Source organism: Paenibacillus sp. FSL K6-2859 (assembly GCF_038008265.1).
Classification (GTDB): Bacteria; Bacillota; Bacilli; order Paenibacillales; family Paenibacillaceae; genus Paenibacillus_AQ; species Paenibacillus_AQ nitricinens.
Genome location: NZ_JBBOYU010000001.1, coordinates 387,721 through 405,342, shown reverse-complemented (window position 1 = coordinate 405,342; position 17,622 = coordinate 387,721). Strand labels below are relative to the sequence as shown.

The window sequence follows — 17,622 nt, the reverse complement described above, 5'->3', positions numbered from 1 at the left end:
GAGATTCTATCCTCTCTAGCAATGCCTTTAGCACATTCACCTGTAAATTCTATTAAAGAATGATGTCCCCATCATAAGAACCAATCATTTTGTACAGATCCGGCCGGCGATCACGGAAGACGCCCCACTCGATCCGTCCGACTTCCAAAGCATCCAGATCAAATTCACTCACTATTACAGTTTGCTCGTCTCGGCCTGCTTCAACAATTTTATTGCCTTGCGGTCCCGCAATGAACGAAGAGCCGTAGAAATTAATGCTAGAATCTTCATCAATTTCTTCACCGATACGGTTGGAGGCAATGACTGGAATAAGGTTAGCCGCTGCATGCCCAAGCATACAAGTCTGCCAATGATCCTTAGAGTCGATCGATCCATCCTGTGGTTCTGATCCGATAGCGGTTGGATAGAACAGAATTTCTGCTCCCATCAGGCTCATCACTCTAGCCGCTTCCGGGTACCACTGATCCCAGCAAATCCCTACACCAATCTTGGCATAGCGAGTGTTCCATACTTTAAAGCCAGTATCTCCCGGATTGAAGTAGAATTTCTCTTCATACCCTGGGCCATCTGGAATATGGCTCTTGCGGTATTTGCCCAGTATCGTTCCATCGGCGTCGATTACAGCTAGTGAATTGTAACGTGCGTAGTTCTTTTTCTCATAAAAACTGATTGGCAGCACCACTTGCAGTTCCTTGGCTATTGCTGTGAAATGATTAATCGCTTTGTTATGCTCAAGCTCTGTTGCATATGCGTAATAATCAGCTTTCTCTTTCTGGCAGAAATACGGTGTCTCGAACAGCTCCTGCAGCAAAATAATTTGTGCTCCCTGTGCCGCCGCTTCTCTGACCAAGGTTTCGGCTTTGCTGATATTCTCATCAATATTGCTGGAACAGCTCATTTGCGTCGCAGCTACTTTTACATTTCTCAAGAATCTGTCCTCCTTATATATATAAATGTCCCATTGGACGTTTAGTTTCCTTCAATTATTGCTGAGCCGGCATCTGTTGCGTAGTGCAGTGAACATTCCCGCCCTCGGTGATGACCGCCATACCGTTAACGGTACGAATCTTACGTTCCGGGAACAAACCAGCCAGTACTTCCTCAGCAAGTTTATCCGTTTCCACCGCTGTACCGCCAAACACAGGCAATATAATTCCACCATTTACGAAATAGAAGTTCAAATAACTGAGCGTCAGACGGCTGCCGTCATGATCCACCCGTGGAGGCTGCTGAATCTTGATAATCTCCAGCTTACGCCCTTTTGCATCTATGGCATTCTCCAAAATACGAAGATTCTCCTGTGTAATCTCAAAATTCTCGTCCTGCGGATCCTCACAGACCTGAATAATGACTTTACCTGGAGCAGCAAAGCAAGCGATATTATCCACATGACCATCGGTTTCATCACCACTTAGACCACGCTTAAGCCAGATAATAGTTTCTGTACCTGTATAATTGCATACGTACTCTTCAATATTCTCGCGCTTCAAATCCGGGTTGCGGTTCGTATTGAGCAGACATTCTTCTGTAGTAATCAAGCTGCCTTCTCCATCCGTATGGATCGAGCCGCCTTCCATCACAAGCGGCGCATCAAAGCGTGTCACTTGTGAGTGTTCGAGAATCTGTGGAGCTACCTCATCATCCAGATCCCAAGGTGAATATTTACCGCCCCAGGCATTAAACTTCCAGTTCACGCCTGCTAGAACGCCGTCTTTATTAACAACAAAGGTAGGCCCGTTATCACGCAGCCAAGCATCGCTATGCTTTATAGGCAGCAGCGTTACATTCGGTCCGCTGACCAGACGTTCTACCTTTTCCACGTCCTCCGGGTTAACGATGACCGTAATCGGTTCAAACTCCGCAATAGCTGTAATAATGTCAGCATAACCTTGGCATACCGACTCGTGGTTATCCGGGAAACACATAGATTCCTGCACCGGCCAGGAGATAAAAGTACGTTCATGCTTGCCCCATTCCGGTGGCATTGTATAGTTCAAATCTTTAGGATTCATGTGTTAACTACCTTTACTATTATATTTGGAGCCAGCCCTGCCCTAAAACTCCTACCTCATCATACAATAATATGTTCTAGTGCTCAATTCCCTGGAACACTAATAATGTTGGAAGGAATTCGGGTCATATGGGATCTGACTGAGCTTTTAGTGTAATCCTTTTTACCACATCGCCCTCAAAATCCTTAACGATGAATTCTCCACCCTCAAGAATACCATAGGAATTCGGATGATTCTCCTTAGGCAGCGATATCGAACCAGGATTCAGCACGTATACGCCCTCTTTTACATCCGCAACCGGAAGATGGGTATGCCCCTGAATAAAGATATCCTTCTCAGACAGTGCCGGTAAATTCTCAATACTAAAGCCATGACCGTGTGTAACATAGATTCGTCTGCCTTCATGCAGTAGCATCACATAATCGCCCATCATCGGGAACTGCAGCAGCATCTGGTCTACCTCAGCATCGCAGTTACCACGTACTGCCGTAATAGGCTTCTTTTTGTTATATTCATTCAGTTTATTAGCAACTCCCTGCGGGTCATAACCCTTCGGCAGTGGATTTCTGGGACCGTGATATAAAAAGTCTCCTACGATTACAAGACTGTCTGGCTGTTCTTCCTCTACCTTTTCCAAAGCCCGTTCTAACCAGAATAAAGAACCGTGAATATCGGAAATAAACATTAGCTTCATCATGTATTCTCCTTTTCGACTTAAATAGATCTTGTGCTTAGGTTTCAATTTTAACCTTGAACAGGCAAACAACGCAAAAGCGGACGTTCCTCCAAAAGGAACGCCCTGCCCTATATGCCTCTATTCTTACGGCAAGTTCGATGATCCCATCAAGAATCGGTCCACTTCGCGGGCTGTCTGTCGCCCCTCATCAATGGCCCAAACTACAAGGCTTTGTCCGCGGCGCATATCACCTGCTGTGAATACCCCTTCTACATTGGTCGCTTGTGCTCCGAACTCCGCCTTGACATTTCCGCGCTCATCACGTGCCACCCCAAGCTCACCTAGCACAGTCTCCTCGGGCCCTGTGAATCCTAATGCGAGTAGTACCAGCTGTGCCGTTAGAACTTCTTCACTGCCTGGTACTTCAACCGGAACTATCCTTCCCTGTTCATTACGATTCCACTCAATTCGCACGGTATGCAGCTCCTGCACATGACCACCGTCGTCACCAACAAAACGTTTCGTCGAAACCAGATAACGACGTGGATCTTCCTTATACAGTGAAGCTGCTTCTTTTTGGCCATAGTCCACCTTAAGAACCTTTGGCCATTCCGGCCATGGATTGCTAGGCTGACGGGTCAGTGGAGCCTGTGGCATTATCTCAAGCTGGATCACACTACGACAGCCGTGGCGGATCGACGTAGCTACACAGTCTGTGCCAGTATCCCCGCCACCGATTACAACTACATCCTTATCTGCCGCAGACAAGTATTCGCCATCAGCAAGCTCTGAATCCAGTAAGCTCTTAGTATTCAGTGTCAGAAACTCCATCGCCTGATGAATGCCCCGCAGCTCACGACCCTCTAGAGGAAGCTCTCGTGCCTGCGTAGACCCGCCACACAAGACAACAGCATCGTGCTCCGCCTTGAGTTGTGTCGCCGAGATATCTCTCCCAATCTCTGTACGAGTTACGAATGTAATGCCTTCAGCCTTCAGCAGGTCTACCCGGCGCTGAACCGTTTTCTTATCCAGCTTCATGTTCGGAATACCATACGTCAACAAACCGCCAATCCGATCTGCCCGTTCATACACGGTCACCGAATGCCCCGCCTTGTTAAGCTGAGCTGCACAGGCAAGACCTGCTGGACCCGAGCCCACTACGGCTACCTTTTTACCTGTGCGAATAAGCGGTGGCTCAGGAACAATCCAACCTTCTTCAAAACCTCTATCTACAATCGACTTTTCAATCGACTTTATCGTTACAGGCTTGCCGTTCATCCCTACTGTACAAGAACCTTCACAAGGTGCCGGACATACACGTCCAGTAAATTCAGGGAAGTTATTGGTCTTATGCAGACGTTGCAGTGCAACCTCCCAGTTTCCACGATAAACCATATCATTCCATTCAGGAATCAAGTTGTGTAGAGGGCAGCCGGAAGCCATACCAGATAACAGACGTCCTACATGACAAAATGGCGTACCACAGTCCATACAACGTGCGCCTTGCTCGCGCAGCTTCTCTTCATCCATAGGAATCGAGAATTCATCCCAATTCTTAATCCGCTCCAGCGTCTCACACTCCGAAGGCGTCTGCCGTTCAAATTCCAAAAATCCGGTTGCTTTCCCCATCTCTCTCATCCTCTCTAAATACCCCACAAATATATACTTTCTGAACCGCTAAAAAAGAAAGGTACTTTCTATGTTTGTCTGCTGCCAAGCCTATGCCACTCTAAAGCACCAAAGTAAATGTCTTCATATTAACATGCAATATCATCATCGAAAATGAGTAATGTCACCTTTTTATGTAAAATGAAACAATCAAGTTAAGAAAATGGAATAACAAAAAAACACACGGTGTACTGTACCTTATTAAAGTACGTTACATCGCATGCTTTTCAATAATGATCTTGTAAAAGACTATTTATTACGCCGTCAGGACTACTGTCCCAATCCCATTTACAGTTAGCTTATTTCCAGTCAGCTCCTGCGTAAGATCAGCCCCGAAGATGGTCTTCCATGCTCCAAGCTGCGGCAGAACCACAGTAGTGTGTTCAGCATTCGCATTAAAAAGAACATAAATATGCTTCGCTGCATCTTCTCCAGCATGACCACGTAGCGTGTAAGCTACTGCACTTGCGGGTGCTTTTTCAAAAACCAAATGGTTCCGAATGTCAGCTGCTGTTCGCATGCGGAAGGCCGGGTGAGCTTTACGCAGTGCGATTAACTGTTTCATATACGCCACATCTTCCTGATGCGCGGCGCACAATTCCCAGTCCATACGATTGATTTCGACCGAAGATTTATAGCTGTTCTCCACCCCGTCCTTCGTACGCATAAACTCCTGCCCTGCATGGATAAAAGGAATCCCCTGACTCATGAACACTATCGCAGAAGCCAGTCTATGCATGGAACGGCGCTGCGTAACCGTCTCACCCTCGGTGGACAATACGATCTTATCCCATAAGGTATGATTATCATGACACTCTACATAATTAACGTTTTGCTGAGGCTCCACGGCAAATTGCTTAATTCCTGGGCTGAAGTCAATTCCTCCCGCAACCCCTGCTTTGATCGCAGGCTCCAGACCCATCATTCCACTGATGAAGCCCGGCTGATCATACAAAAAGATATTTCCTTTAATAGCATCCCTGAAATCATCATTAAAATGTCCGATTCCCGGCATAAGGGAAGCATTCTTCTGATGAGCGAGCCGTTCCACCGGTAGCTCAGTCCCCATCATCCAGCCTTCACCGATCGTCATGATGGACGGATCTATTCCATCCAGACGCCGCCGGGTTTCCCGCATTGTATCGACATCCATCAAGCCCATCAAATCGAAGCGGAAGCCGTCGATATGGTATTCTTTAGCCCAATAGACCACGGAGTCCACAATGAAGCGGGACATCATCATACGTTCTGTAGCCACGTCATTTCCGCAGCCTGAGCCATTCGACAGGCTTCCATCTTGTTTATAACGCAAATAATAGCCAGGAACCAGTTTAGTGAAATTCACGCGGTATCCGTCGTACACATGGTTGTAAACTACATCCATAATGACGCGGAGTCCACGATCATGAAGCGCTTGAATCATTGTTTTTAGTTCTTGAATACGTAGTCCGGGCACATAAGGATCCGTAGCATAGGAGCCTTCAGGAGCATTGTAGTTCTTCGGATCATAACCCCAGTTAAAATGCGGCTCATCCAGCTTCGTCTCATCTACACTCTCTGTAGAATAATCATAAATAGGCAATAGCTGCACGTGGGTTACACCGAGATCTGCGATATGATCGAGTCCGGTGAGAATGCCCTCTGGTCCGCGGGTTCCTTCTTCCGCCAAAGCGAGATATTGACCCTTATGAGCCATTCCGCTTGCTGGATGAATGGATAAGTCACGCAAATGAAGCTCATAAATAATGGCGTCTACAGGATCCTCAAACGACGGCTTATCTTCTGTCCACCGCTCAGGGTCCGTCTTGCGCAAATCTAGAATAGCGCCTCTGTCCCCATTCACGCCAACAGCCCGTGCGTAAGGATCAGCTGCTTCATTCCACTGTTCACCTAGACGAACTCGGTAGGTATAGAACTTGCCATCTAAATCACCGTCAACCGTAGCTCTCCACGTTCCCCGAATATCGCGGATCATAGCATATTCGGACTCCGCAGCTCCCTGCCATGAATCATAAATTACTAGCTCTGCCTCCTGAGCCGTAGGAGCCCACAAGCAAAATGATGAAGAGGCCGATGAATATGTAAGTCCGAGATCATCCCCGTCATAACTAAACAAATGATCAAACTCCTGAGCAAATACGGAAATCCCTCTAGTAGTCGCAGGATCACCATAAAAAATCGGTTCCTTCATTTCCTTTTGTACGGACAAAGCACCTATCCCCTTTTCCAGTTATTAACTGGATTATAGTATGATCCTCAAATTTGTGCAAACGTTTGGACTCAAAATAACCAGATCATTTTTCCAGGGTAATTGCATAGCTAAATCACGACTAACTTGGCGTTTCTAAGATATTCATTCCCACCATTGTGATGATGTCTTTATTTGCATAATATGGGATGCGGCGTTCTTTACAGAGAGCAATCCTTCCATCCCTATACCTCACACCATTATCCTGAACGATGAGGATTGGACAATCCCCGTTATCAGGTACTTCATATCCTATTCCTAATACCCAGTGGTAATCGTAAGCAAAATTCCCTCTCCACCGAAAATTAAACCATTTATCAAATTTAACAGCTACTGGCCGACCTGCATCAATCTCCACTTTATACACATCGAAATCGTTAAAAGTAGAGATAGATAGCTTATGTCCCCCTTTTGGCGAGATTGAGGAGTGGATATAAGCTGTGATTCCCTTTACAAACCGACGTACACTCATGCCTAAAGGGGTACCTCCGTGATGACTGTATATGTAATTAATATGAGCTGCTTTAGAGTGAAAATGACCTTTGCCACGAATAAAGCCCATTCTTAGCCGGGTATTCCAATACTCCGTTAAAGCTGCCAGGGTCGCTGGTCCACATGCAGAAGACGGGGATGAAACCCCAGCCTCCCACTGTGTGTATGGATCTACTGATAGTTTGTTACTGAGACTGGAGTTTCTATGCTTCATCAGGATGTTTCTCCCTTTGAAGAGTTTGGCTTAGAAGCTGAAAGGGCAGAGCCTTCCGGAAGTAAAATCACATTTCCACCAACATCCATAGATCCCTCTGAATTAGATTGTGATTCCATTTCCTGTGCGGGCTTCTGCTCTGCCAGAGTAATATCTACCTCATCGCCCTCATATTTACTTTCAGGATTAATCTGTAGCGTGAAATAGAAATTAGAGCCGTTTCCTTCACTACTCTCCACCGCAATGGCTCCACCCATCAGCTCGACAAGCTTCTTGCAAATGGCTAGGCCTAACCCCGTCCCGGCATACTTACGGTTAAACGAGGAGTGCAGCTGGTAAAATGATTGAAACAACTGATGCTGCTTTTCTAAAGGAATACCTATCCCCGTGTCTCTGACATTAAACTTCAAAGTCGATTTCTTTGAAACCACGGACAATTTCTGCTCCACATAAATACAGACATTGCCTCGGTCAGTAAATTTAATCGCATTGCTGACCAGATTAACCAATACCTGACGTAATCGGCCTGCATCTCCCATAATGCACGTAGGAACCCCTTGTGCCATGCTGTAAGACAGCTCAAGATTTTTTTCCAAAGCCTTAGCCATAAACAGATCCGTTACACTGTCCAGTACCTCTTGAAGATACACGGGCTCATGTACGATCATCATTTTTCCGGCTTCAATTTTACTGTAATCAAGAATTTCATTCAAAATATATAGAAGAGAGCTACTACTCTCCTTAATAATATTGGTGTACTCACGTTGTTCTTCATCTAGTTCCGTCTCTGCAAGCAGATCAGTCATCCCCACAATGCCATTCATAGGCGTGCGAATTTCATGGCTCATAATGGCTAGAAACTCTGATTTAGCTTGGTCCGCTTTCTCCGCAGATTCCTTGGCACGAATGATCTCCTTCTCATCCGTAATATCTCTGAACACGACTACAACACCCTTAGGTTCACCTTTATCAAAAAGAGGCGTTACCTGGTACTCTGCAAGAAAGCTCGTGCCATCTTTACGCCATAAGACTGCATCCTTACTCTGATAAGATCCCCCTGACCTAATAGCCTTGATAAGCGGGGACTCCTCGGGCCTGTAGTGGATCCCATCAAGTGCTGTCTGCTGCATATGATCCAGATAAGAATGGCCCATGATCTCATCATGTTCATAGCCGAGCATATGCAAACCTGCAGGGTTAATGAAAGTCACCTTCTCCTCCATATCGAGCCCAAAAATACCCTCCGAGACTGCATTTAATATCAGGGTGTACTCATTGCTTAGCTTCTCAATTTGTTCTGTATATCTTATACGTTCCGTAATGTCACGGGAAATACCATATACACCAACCACTTGATCGTCTACAATGATCGGAATATTAGTGGTATTGATCTCTACAAAATGACCGTCTTTATGAATAAGCGTCAGTTCATAGCTTTGGGGATATCCCTTAGCGGCTAAGTTAAAATGATACAGTGTCTTCTCCATATCCTTCTCATGCACAACGGGACCAAAGTACATTCCGATCAGTTCTTCCAGCGAATACCCGGTCAGCTTCTCCAGATTCGCATTGGCCGTTAAATAATCTCCTTGCAAATTCATTGAGTACACAGCAGAGGGATTATATTCAAATAAAGATTTATAGCGCTGTTCATTCTCCTGAAGCTTGAATTCAAACTGTTTACGCTCTTCAACTGCATGACGCGAGATTAAATCCAGCGAATTCTCGGACATCAATCTATAATTACGTTCACTTTGATAGATCTGTTCCTCTAGATCTCGTTGAACTGCCATTTGTTGATCTGCAATCATTCGTTCTGTAATATCTTCGGCGTACACAATAATACACGAAGGGGCTTGTCCTACTGTTCCAAATCCTGAGAATGTCAGGGAAAGCCATACCAGGTGATCCCCTTTGCGAAAGCATTCTTCCTTCTTCCAGCTCCCTGCTGGAGAATTCTGAAGCTCGTCCATCACCAATCTATAGGAAAGCTCTTTCGAAGACGTCTGTCTATTTTCCATTTCTGCAAAAATAGCCCCAGCAAGAAACTCAGCTTCCGTTAAGCCAAGTAAATTGCAAAAAGCCGGATTGACCTTCAGCCACTTGCCCTTACCATCGTATAAAGACAGTGCGGCTATTCCCTCTGGGGACCTCATAAATGCATGTTCCAACATTGTGCTATATTCCACCGCGTTATCCATCTACGCCAGACCTCCTTTGTTGCGAACGTTGCATCCTTTATTCCATCCTAAGTTCAGTATACGATAAGAGAAGTGAGTATAGAAATGTCCTGCGCATCATTTTGAATAGGGAATAGCTTAATTTTAAATATTGACTGGATGGCTTGGGGCAAACTATTATTAAACACAAGTACAAACGCCTTCGGCGTCCTCGTTAGGACGATAAGCGTTTAAGCGAGAAATATAAGAATAATGTATAGCGTGAAACTTATACTTTCTTATATTTTAATAATATCGTTCGTGACCTATTACGCTGGAAGCACCCGTAATAAAGGCTTTTGCCTTTGCTACGGGTGCTTTTTTTGTTGCCATTAGGTTGCGACAATAGGAGGAGAATAAATGAAAATATTTAAGTCAGTGCCCTTACTACTGCTTACGATCCTGCTACTGCTAAGCACATCATCCGAAGCTATTGCTGCATCTACAACAGAATTAACCCCCTCTGTTAAAGCGGCTTTTGATCTGACGGCCGCAACGGCAGAAGGTCCTGCCAGGGTTAAGCTGACTTCTCTTTACAATGATTTATCCACCTTAAAGCTGCAGTATGATCAGCGCGAGGAGCAAATCCGAATCCTTCACTACAATAATGAGCAATCGCTGGTTGTGGTACGTCAACAAATTAAAGGGATTGATCTTGAAGCAGTGACCCGATTGGAAGCCTCCGTTAAGAGCAGCAAGCAGCGCTATCAGCCCTTATTCGACCAGTATAGTGCACTTAACAAGCGAATTAGTATCGCCAAGTCTCTTAAGGACAAGACCTTGAATACCGTACTGCGTGCCCAAGGTGATGCTATGAAGATCTTGGTTCAGTTGGCACGCCAAGAGATCAGTGACAAGCAGAATCAGCTGAACGCCGCGAAAAAGAAACGTTCCCAAAAGATAGCCGAGACTCGCAAAACCTTGTCTGGCATTGAAAGTCCTCAAATCACGATCAAATCTAACAAGAGCGTGATCACCTCTTTAAACAAACGTATTTCAGCAGATTGGACTGACTTTAAAGCAGCGATTCGCAAACAAAACCTTACCCTAACTACCCAGTCCTTAGCTGCACTGGTCTCCGGTTATCGTCAGATTGCAACCCATAAGCAAAAAATAATTGAGCTCGAACAAAAGATTTCCCTTGTTATTGCGAATACGAAGAAGCAAATCAGTTAGCGGACTTCTTTTTCTCATTTGCTCTGCGGTAAGCCATCACTTTGCGGTACATGCTTTTATTAGAAAGATGTTTAAAAATATATGGATCTGGACTTGTATTCACTTCAATAATCCAAGGCGTCATGTGGCTATCTAATCCTACATCTACACCAATCTGTTTAAAGCCAGGATATTTCTTATGGTAGAAACGTCCGGTATCCTCACCTAGCTTTCGCAATATCTTAAGCATCTGAGTTTGCTGAGCATCGTTCAAATAAGGCGACAGCAGCTTCTCCATAGACATTAGCGTACCACCGTTATGATAATTGGTAACAATCTTGCCCTTCTCAGCTACTCGGCCAATCAATCCGGTAGTTTCCCATTTGCCACGCGGACTGAGCTGGACCATCACACGGATATCAAAACGATGCTTTCCGTGCTTTAGCAAAACAATCCCTCTCTGAATCAAGTAACTACGTCCGCGTGTCGCTTTCTTAAGGGATGAATAAAAGGTGTCATAGGCTCCAAAGGTTTTTATCTTTGTTCCACTTTGGTATTTGTATTCCGTTCCATGGGAATCCTTACTCTGTTCAACCTTCATTACACCGTTACCATAGGTGCCATGTTCCGGCTTAACGTAAATCATCCCATATTTCAAGAGCATCGTTCTTAAGTTTGCTTTACTAAACTTCACTGTTTCTGGAATGAGCGGTGAAATCTCGGAACTTTGCATGAGCACCTTGGTTTTAATCCATTTGCTGGTCAACGCAGACTTTAACTTCGTTCCCAATTGCCCTCTCCCCTGTCACTCAAATAATGATCACAGCCTTGCTTAACCTTAGTATTTTATGCTCCGACTATATGAATGGAATGGGTTGAACGCCCTCTCCGCTCTCAGATGTATCTCCAGATACTCAAGCTGCATATGGTGGGAAGAGGATAACCATTAGCGGATCAGAGGAGGCATGAACCATGCATATTTGTATTATTGCGCCGGAACGTCTCCCGGTTCCAGGAGACGGGTCAGTAGAAATCTGCATTTGGGCCATTGCCAGAAGGCTGGCTGAGAAACATAGGGTTACCATTGTGAGCCGCAGAGTGCCGGGACTGCCCGATACTTCCATATTGGAGCAGGTAAGAATCATTCGATTACCCGCAAGTACTCCCGTTCATTATCGTACTTCGGTGTTAGACTACATTCAGAATGAGTCATTTGATATCGTTCAGATCGATAATCGTCCCCATCTTATGTCTGCTGTAAAGAAACGGCTCCCTCATCTTCCTGTATTTCTATTTCTGCATTCTCTTACATTCACACCGGACACAGTTAAGACTGCCAGTGCCTTGGCTAGAGCAGATCTGATTATTGCGAATAGCCACTCTCTACAGCGAAGACTAAGCCGTCGTTTCCCTCAATTGAACAATGAAATCCGCATCGTCCTGCTCGGAGCAGATCTTGATCGATTTACTCCTGTAGCGATACAGGAAAAATACCATCTTCGCAGACTTTACAGACTCCCGAGAATCTTTACCGTATTGTTCGTCGGTCGAGTCATTCCCCGCAAAGGGGTGCCCGTATTGATACGTGCTATGTACCATTTAAATAAACACCTTCCCGCTCATCTTGTTATTGCAGGCAAAGGGAAACCGACGTATTTGCGACAGCTGAAGCTGCTTGCTCGGCGACTAGGCGTATCCGTCTCCTTTCTTGGAAATGTAGCTCATGAGGATATCCATACCCTTTATCAAGCAGCCGACTGCTTCGTATGTCCTTCTCAGAATCATGAATCCTTTGGACTTGTTAATGTAGAGGCTATGGCCTCGGGACTACCGGTCATCGCTTCTAGCAATGGCGGTATCCGTGAGATTATCGACTCCGGCCATAATGGATATCTGGTGGAACGATATCGGGAGGCCTTACCCTTTGCTAGAGATTTGCTGCGACTAGGCCGGAATCCAGAGGTAGCAGCAACCATTGGCAGACAAGGACGAGCGGATGCGCTTGATGCCTTCAATTGGCAACGTACAGCAACTGATTTGGAGCGGCTTTATCAAGCTGCCTTAGTACAACAATAGATTCCTACAAGCATAAACGCCTTCGGCATCCTTATAAGGACGATAAGCGTTTAAGCGAGAAATATAAGACAGAAAGTATAGTGTGAAACTTATACTCTCATATATTTCAAAAAAATAGTCCGCCTCCAGTCACTGGAGACGGACTACTTTGATTTAAATAAACTGAACAACCGTAAGAACAAGCCCTACAACAAAGCCGCATAACGCGCCGTTTACGCGAATCCACTGAAGATCTTTACCTACTTTATCCTCCAGCATATTCACTAAACTAGCATCGTCCATGCTATCTAGATTCTCTTTCACCAAAAGACCAATTCGGAAGTGGTTAGCCTCTACAAATGCAATTAATGAAGCGCGAATCCGCTCCTCCCAGCTACCAATCCACTCTTGTTCCTTACTGATACGGCGCACAAGCATGGCGTATAGTGCAAATAACTTGCGTCCGCCAGCTGCCCGATCCTCTTCCAATAAAGAAAGCGCCTTGCTACGTGCGTTCCCCAATTGAGTATGCAGAAAAGCGGTTGCCGCTTCTCCCTCAAGCTCATGTAGTACCCATTCTTTTACAGAAGTCATTCTAGCCTCATCATTAACAATCTGGAACAGCGCCACCCGAATTTCACGGATGATCTCTTCACGGTAAGGGCTATCCTCCTCACGGAAATCGCGAATACCGGACTGTAGCATTCCTTGCAGCATTTCACCAAGCATATCTGCATCCATAAATCCAACGAAAGCCTGGAAAGCCATCCCCTTAAGTCCACCGAGCTTCACTTCAGCCAGTTTCTCACTGGCGATCTTACCCAGCATAGCTTTCGTTTCAGGACGACCGCTCCAATTAGATACCCCTTCCAGCGCATAATCCAGAGCCGCTACATCTTTTCCATCGTTCATTAATTTAGTGACAATTTTATCAGCCGCAACCCCAAGCTCTGCTTCACGAATATAATCGGAAGCGGCCTTTTGAAGAAAAGGTACGGCTTTTTCTACCGGAAGACGTGACACGAATTCGCTAAGCTGCTCTAGAATCTGGGCTCTCACCTTCTTCTTGCTAAAGAACTTTGTCAGCAGCTTGGAACCCATAGACATAATACCAAACTTGCGCAGCTTGTTCTCAATACTCTCTTTGTTCAGCAGCTCAGTCTCCATAGCGGTAATTAACGACTGGATAATCTTATCCCGATTCTTGAGCAGCAGTGAGGTATGTGGAATACGCAGCCCGAGCGGATGGCGGAATAACGCGGTTACCGCGAACCAGTCGGCAATCCCCCCAACGAGCCCGGCCTCAAAGCCGCCTCTTAGTAGAATTACAGCGAGATTTTCAGGTAGAAATAGTGTAATCAGAAACCCACATGCCATAAAAGCTAGTGACATGGTGGCCAAGTTTTTGGATCTCACGATTAGTCCCCCTTACATACACAGCTGCCGATGTCCTTACGCAGGAAAAATATCGGCGGATCACGTCCCACGAACATGAACAGACGATAGACTCGGCTAGTCGATTAGTTTAACCACTATTGTACCACGACTGAACTATTTTCTAAAAATATACGATTAGAATAGGAATGAAAAGGTGTTTTTGGTTTTCAGAATATTAATGATAAGATACAAGTAACGTTCTCACTGGCCCGCGAAGGGCACAACTATGACTGGACAAGGAGATCATACACTATGCTTATTGCTTTAGATATGGATGGTACATTGCTAAACGAAGAAGGACAAATTAGCCCAAAGAACCGTGAGGCGATTATAAAGGCTCAGAATTTAGGTCATATCGTAATTATTGCTACGGGACGCTCCTTTATGGATGCGGAACGACAACTTCGGCTGGCAGATCTGGAATGCCCTGTAGTCAGTCTGAATGGCGCAGTGGTTACATTGTCTGACCACACGCTTGCAGCAAGTAAGCCGCTGAATAAGGAGGACATCATTCCTGCATTACGCTGGATGAACGAAATTCCTGATTTGTATTACGAGGTATACACAGAGGACAACGTATATGTGGAACTCAATAAACGGGTAAGATTAGAGAAGCTATCTGCACTAAGTGAAGAAGAAGTACCCGAGGAGGTCAGCTGGCTGCTCAAAGCAATGATCGATCAGCAGTTTCAACAAGCGGCTGTAACATACGTCGAAAGTATGGAAGAGATCTGGAGTAAAGAAGAAAACGTCATTTATAAAACATTAGCCTTTTCTCTAAACCGGGAGCTGCTCAAAGAAGCCTCCACCCGCTTCGCCGCGATCCCTGGCCTCATTATTACAGCCTCCCATGTCAATAATATCGAAATTAACCATGAGGACGCCAACAAAGGCTCAGGTGTAACTATACTCGCCGCCCACTATGGCATCCCGCTAGCAGATGTAGCCGTAATGGGTGACAGTTATAATGATCAACCGATGTTCGAGGTGGCCGGCTACCGAATTGCCATGGCTAACGCGGCACCCATTCTGAAGGAAATGGCTGAGTTTGTTACCGTCAGTAATGATGAAGATGGGGTAGCGGTAGGAATTGAGCATCTTTTGGCTAAATTCTGAACCAACATACCTTAATCATAAACAGCTAAATAACCTCTGACAGCATCCTGAGGATGGGTCAGAGGTTTTTTTTCTACCGCTTTATACAAGGATGATTGTCCAAGCTCAATGGCTTAGCAAACTCAACGTCTTTTAACAACTCGTTATTCTGCTTATTATGCATAACACGTGATTCGGACAGCCCTGACTGAATCTCCTTGAGTATTTGATGATTCTCATCATATAAGGTGACTGCCAGTAAATGTTCCTCTTGTCTTACAACCAGCTCCATATTTGGTTTAACCTCAAGCGATACCTTCTCAAAAGGAGACACATCGATCATAACTTCCAGTCCCACATTCTTGAATGTATAGGCGTAAGTGACTTCAAGTCCACGGTTATACGTGGCTTCGATCTGTCCCTTTCCTATATTCACATTATAAGCCAAGGATTCAAGCTCTTGCGGAATTCTTGGAGCAATGGTCAGTGTATTGTTAATCAGGTCTGGACGGATACCTAAGAAATATTGATACCACACACGCAGCTGCTCAGCATTAGACCAAGCTTGCAGGTATGCCCCCGTCAACTTCGCCCAGTTCTCCCCTTCCACAGGATAAGCATCCATATTCTCACAAAGTCCACCAACAACACCTAGATTCAAGGCCTGCCAGTTCATATTCTTGAATAGCTGATAGGCGGTTTCATCCTGCCCCGCTTCAATCATACGCTGCATCGCAATACCATTAAGCCAAATCCAGACCGCACCGTTATGGTAAGCCTCGTCTTTCGGATAATGAGGTGTTAAATGAAATGGACGGAACAAAGGATGATGTCTATCTAAAGAAGCAACGCCCCAAGGGTAGACCAACTCTTCCCATGCGGTACGAATCGCTCTTGCTTTAAAGTCATTATCGTTAAACATTTCAAAAGCAAATAACTGGTTCGGGCGCAAGGAGAATTCCGGCTTGTCCTCTGCGTCTAGTCTATCCGCTAAATAAGGATGAGCCTGATCACAGAAATCCAACTCAAAATGGTGCTTCAAGGTGTCAGCAATGCCCTTCCATTTATCCGCATTCACCTTGTCATTCATATATTCAGCAAAGTAAACACCAGCAAGCAATTGGTTATACCAGAGTGCTTGAATATCATTGGCACGGGTATCCCGCGGAGAATACGACTCCAAGTTGCCATCCCGGGCATCCATCCAAGTTTCATTATCTGCGTGCTTCAAGTACCCTTTATCATCTACCCAATATTTTATGGAACCTTCAATACTATTTTGTACATTGTGATAAAGCTCTTTAATGATCGCTGTATCTCCTGAATATTTAACGTAATCCTGCAACTGGCTAATAAATCGCGGTGTACCATCCGTTGTATGGTAATCCACCTTTCCAGGAGATAAGATATTTGGAATTCTACCAAAGTATTTAGAATCTTCGTCCGTATTCTGAAATTCTGCGAATGACAGCAAGATATTTCTAGCCGTTTCGAATTGCCCTGTAACGAGCACCGCGCCTGGAAGAGCTATGAATTGATCCCGTCCCCAATATTCGTTAAACCATGGCAGTCCTGCATAGATACCATCACCCTGCTGTCTAGTAACCAACTGATCCATGGTGATGTTCAACCAATTCATCGCTAAAGTAAATGTATCATCACTGCTGGTTAGATGGGCATTGTGGTGTAAGAACTCTTCCATCCGCTTAACACGTTCATCTTTCAGAGCACCTATATCTCGCTTAGCTTTAAGGATTAAACCTGCTGCTGCTTCGTTCGTCTTCCCTACAGCGATATAATAGCCTCCAGCGTTTGCGTCGGCCATTAGAATTTCATTATCCATGTGCAAAGGCGAAGGGTTAATAGCACTAACTGCAATGACCCAATCTCCCTCGATAGGGCTAAAGAACGCGATTTGATCCAGTTGGTTGATATAAGTAACATTCTCTCCTCTTAAAGTAATACCTATGGCTTCCTGCACATTAGCGAGACTAATTTCTAATAGATTATGATAATCCAACAACCACAGCTCTTCTGTCAAATCCGCATGGTTACGCACCATTTTGTAAGGATAGGCCCAAACTTCAGATTGTCGATTGTCTAGCTTCTGCTCACCCACAAATAAAGTGTATCCACCAAAAATTCTATTCTTAGCAATATTCAATCCCTCAAAAAAGGCATGTTCCACATGATTCGTATGATGAGATTGCGTAAAATAAAATGCGGCCTCTTTATTCGTAAATGAAATACTCCGATTAGCTTCTGGAGAGATAAACATCTTCATTTCATCCAGAATTGATGGATGAACTTGATTACTATTACTATTCATTGTAAGCCTCCTACTTGAAAAT

The 17,622-nt window shown here is 45.0% G+C and carries 13 protein-coding genes; 3 read left to right on the top strand and 10 right to left on the bottom strand.

What is annotated here, in order from left to right:
- Positions 1-52 precede the first annotated feature (52 nt).
- The 7 genes from aguB to MHB64_RS01780 form a co-directional block, all read right to left on the bottom strand.
- Positions 53-928: an N-carbamoylputrescine amidase gene (gene aguB / locus MHB64_RS01810; RefSeq protein WP_094876734.1), complete on the bottom strand. Its 876-nt coding sequence runs from the start codon at positions 926-928 to the stop codon at positions 53-55.
- Positions 929-983: 55 nt separating this feature from the next.
- Complete coding sequence (locus MHB64_RS01805; protein ID WP_341133592.1) at positions 984-2,012, bottom strand: agmatine deiminase family protein; 1,029 nt, start codon at positions 2,010-2,012, stop codon at positions 984-986.
- 124 nt (positions 2,013-2,136) lie between these two features.
- Positions 2,137-2,706 carry a phosphodiesterase gene (gene yfcE / locus MHB64_RS01800; RefSeq protein WP_341133591.1) on the bottom strand — a complete coding sequence of 190 codons (570 nt, stop codon included), beginning with the start codon at positions 2,704-2,706 and terminating at the stop codon, positions 2,137-2,139.
- Between the two features lie 126 nt (positions 2,707-2,832).
- A complete protein-coding gene (locus MHB64_RS01795; RefSeq protein WP_341133590.1) occupies positions 2,833-4,317 on the bottom strand; it encodes a glutamate synthase subunit beta in 1,485 nt (494 codons plus the stop codon).
- A 295-nt stretch (positions 4,318-4,612) separates the two neighbouring features.
- On the bottom strand, positions 4,613-6,565 hold the full coding sequence (gene pulA / locus MHB64_RS01790) for a type I pullulanase (protein WP_341133589.1): 1,953 nt from the start codon (positions 6,563-6,565) through the stop codon (positions 4,613-4,615).
- Between the two features lie 121 nt (positions 6,566-6,686).
- Complete coding sequence (locus MHB64_RS01785; protein WP_341133588.1) at positions 6,687-7,310, bottom strand: C39 family peptidase; 624 nt, start codon at positions 7,308-7,310, stop codon at positions 6,687-6,689.
- Complete coding sequence (locus tag MHB64_RS01780) at positions 7,310-9,511, bottom strand: PAS domain-containing hybrid sensor histidine kinase/response regulator (RefSeq protein WP_094869628.1); 2,202 nt, start codon at positions 9,509-9,511, stop codon at positions 7,310-7,312. Before MHB64_RS01780 ends, MHB64_RS01785 begins: the two co-directional genes overlap by 1 nt.
- 378 nt (positions 9,512-9,889) lie before the next feature.
- Between MHB64_RS01780 and MHB64_RS01775 the strand changes: the two genes are divergently transcribed.
- Complete coding sequence (locus tag MHB64_RS01775) at positions 9,890-10,705, top strand: hypothetical protein (protein ID WP_094873878.1); 816 nt, start codon at positions 9,890-9,892, stop codon at positions 10,703-10,705.
- Here MHB64_RS01775 and MHB64_RS01770 read toward each other — a convergent pair.
- The gene (locus tag MHB64_RS01770) at positions 10,698-11,474 is read right to left on the bottom strand and encodes a YheC/YheD family protein (RefSeq protein WP_341133587.1); all 777 of its coding nucleotides are present in this window, start codon (positions 11,472-11,474) and stop codon (positions 10,698-10,700) included. The genes MHB64_RS01775 and MHB64_RS01770 overlap by 8 nt on opposite strands.
- A 182-nt stretch (positions 11,475-11,656) precedes the next feature.
- On the opposite strand from MHB64_RS01770, the gene MHB64_RS01765 reads away from it, so the two are divergent.
- Positions 11,657-12,760 carry a glycosyltransferase family 4 protein gene (locus MHB64_RS01765; protein ID WP_341133586.1) on the top strand — a complete coding sequence of 368 codons (1,104 nt, stop codon included), beginning with the start codon at positions 11,657-11,659 and terminating at the stop codon, positions 12,758-12,760.
- Positions 12,761-12,913: 153 nt separating this feature from the next.
- Here MHB64_RS01765 and MHB64_RS01760 read toward each other — a convergent pair whose 3' ends face one another.
- Positions 12,914-14,155, bottom strand: coding sequence for a DUF445 domain-containing protein (locus tag MHB64_RS01760; protein WP_341133585.1), 1,242 nt, complete (start codon positions 14,153-14,155; stop codon positions 12,914-12,916).
- Between the two features lie 273 nt (positions 14,156-14,428).
- On the opposite strand from MHB64_RS01760, the gene MHB64_RS01755 reads away from it, so the two are divergent.
- Positions 14,429-15,292: a Cof-type HAD-IIB family hydrolase gene (locus MHB64_RS01755; RefSeq protein WP_094873873.1), complete on the top strand. Its 864-nt coding sequence runs from the start codon at positions 14,429-14,431 to the stop codon at positions 15,290-15,292.
- 73 nt (positions 15,293-15,365) lie between these two features.
- Here MHB64_RS01755 and MHB64_RS01750 read toward each other — a convergent pair whose 3' ends face one another.
- Positions 15,366-17,600, bottom strand: a complete 2,235-nt coding sequence (locus MHB64_RS01750) for an amylo-alpha-1,6-glucosidase (RefSeq protein WP_341133584.1) — start codon at positions 17,598-17,600, stop codon at positions 15,366-15,368.
- Positions 17,601-17,622: the final 22 nt, after the last annotated feature.

Excerpts from the sequence above, each read along its gene's own strand:
- MHB64_RS01805 (WP_341133592.1), bottom strand. The coding sequence starts at position 2,012 with ATGAATCCTAAAGATTTGAACTATACAATGCCACCGGAATGGGGCAAG.
- MHB64_RS01765 (WP_341133586.1), top strand. The coding sequence starts at position 11,657 with ATGCATATTTGTATTATTGCGCCGGAACGTCTCCCGGTTCCAGGAGAC.
- MHB64_RS01785 (WP_341133588.1), bottom strand. The coding sequence starts at position 7,310 with ATGAAGCATAGAAACTCCAGTCTCAGTAACAAACTATCAGTAGATCCA.
- MHB64_RS01780 (WP_094869628.1), bottom strand. The coding sequence starts at position 9,511 with ATGGATAACGCGGTGGAATATAGCACAATGTTGGAACATGCATTTATG.
- yfcE (WP_341133591.1), bottom strand. The coding sequence starts at position 2,706 with ATGAAGCTAATGTTTATTTCCGATATTCACGGTTCTTTATTCTGGTTA.
- MHB64_RS01795 (WP_341133590.1), bottom strand. The coding sequence starts at position 4,317 with ATGGGGAAAGCAACCGGATTTTTGGAATTTGAACGGCAGACGCCTTCG.
- MHB64_RS01755 (WP_094873873.1), top strand. The coding sequence starts at position 14,429 with ATGCTTATTGCTTTAGATATGGATGGTACATTGCTAAACGAAGAAGGA.
- MHB64_RS01750 (WP_341133584.1), bottom strand. The coding sequence starts at position 17,600 with ATGAATAGTAATAGTAATCAAGTTCATCCATCAATTCTGGATGAAATG.
- MHB64_RS01775 (WP_094873878.1), top strand. The coding sequence starts at position 9,890 with ATGAAAATATTTAAGTCAGTGCCCTTACTACTGCTTACGATCCTGCTA.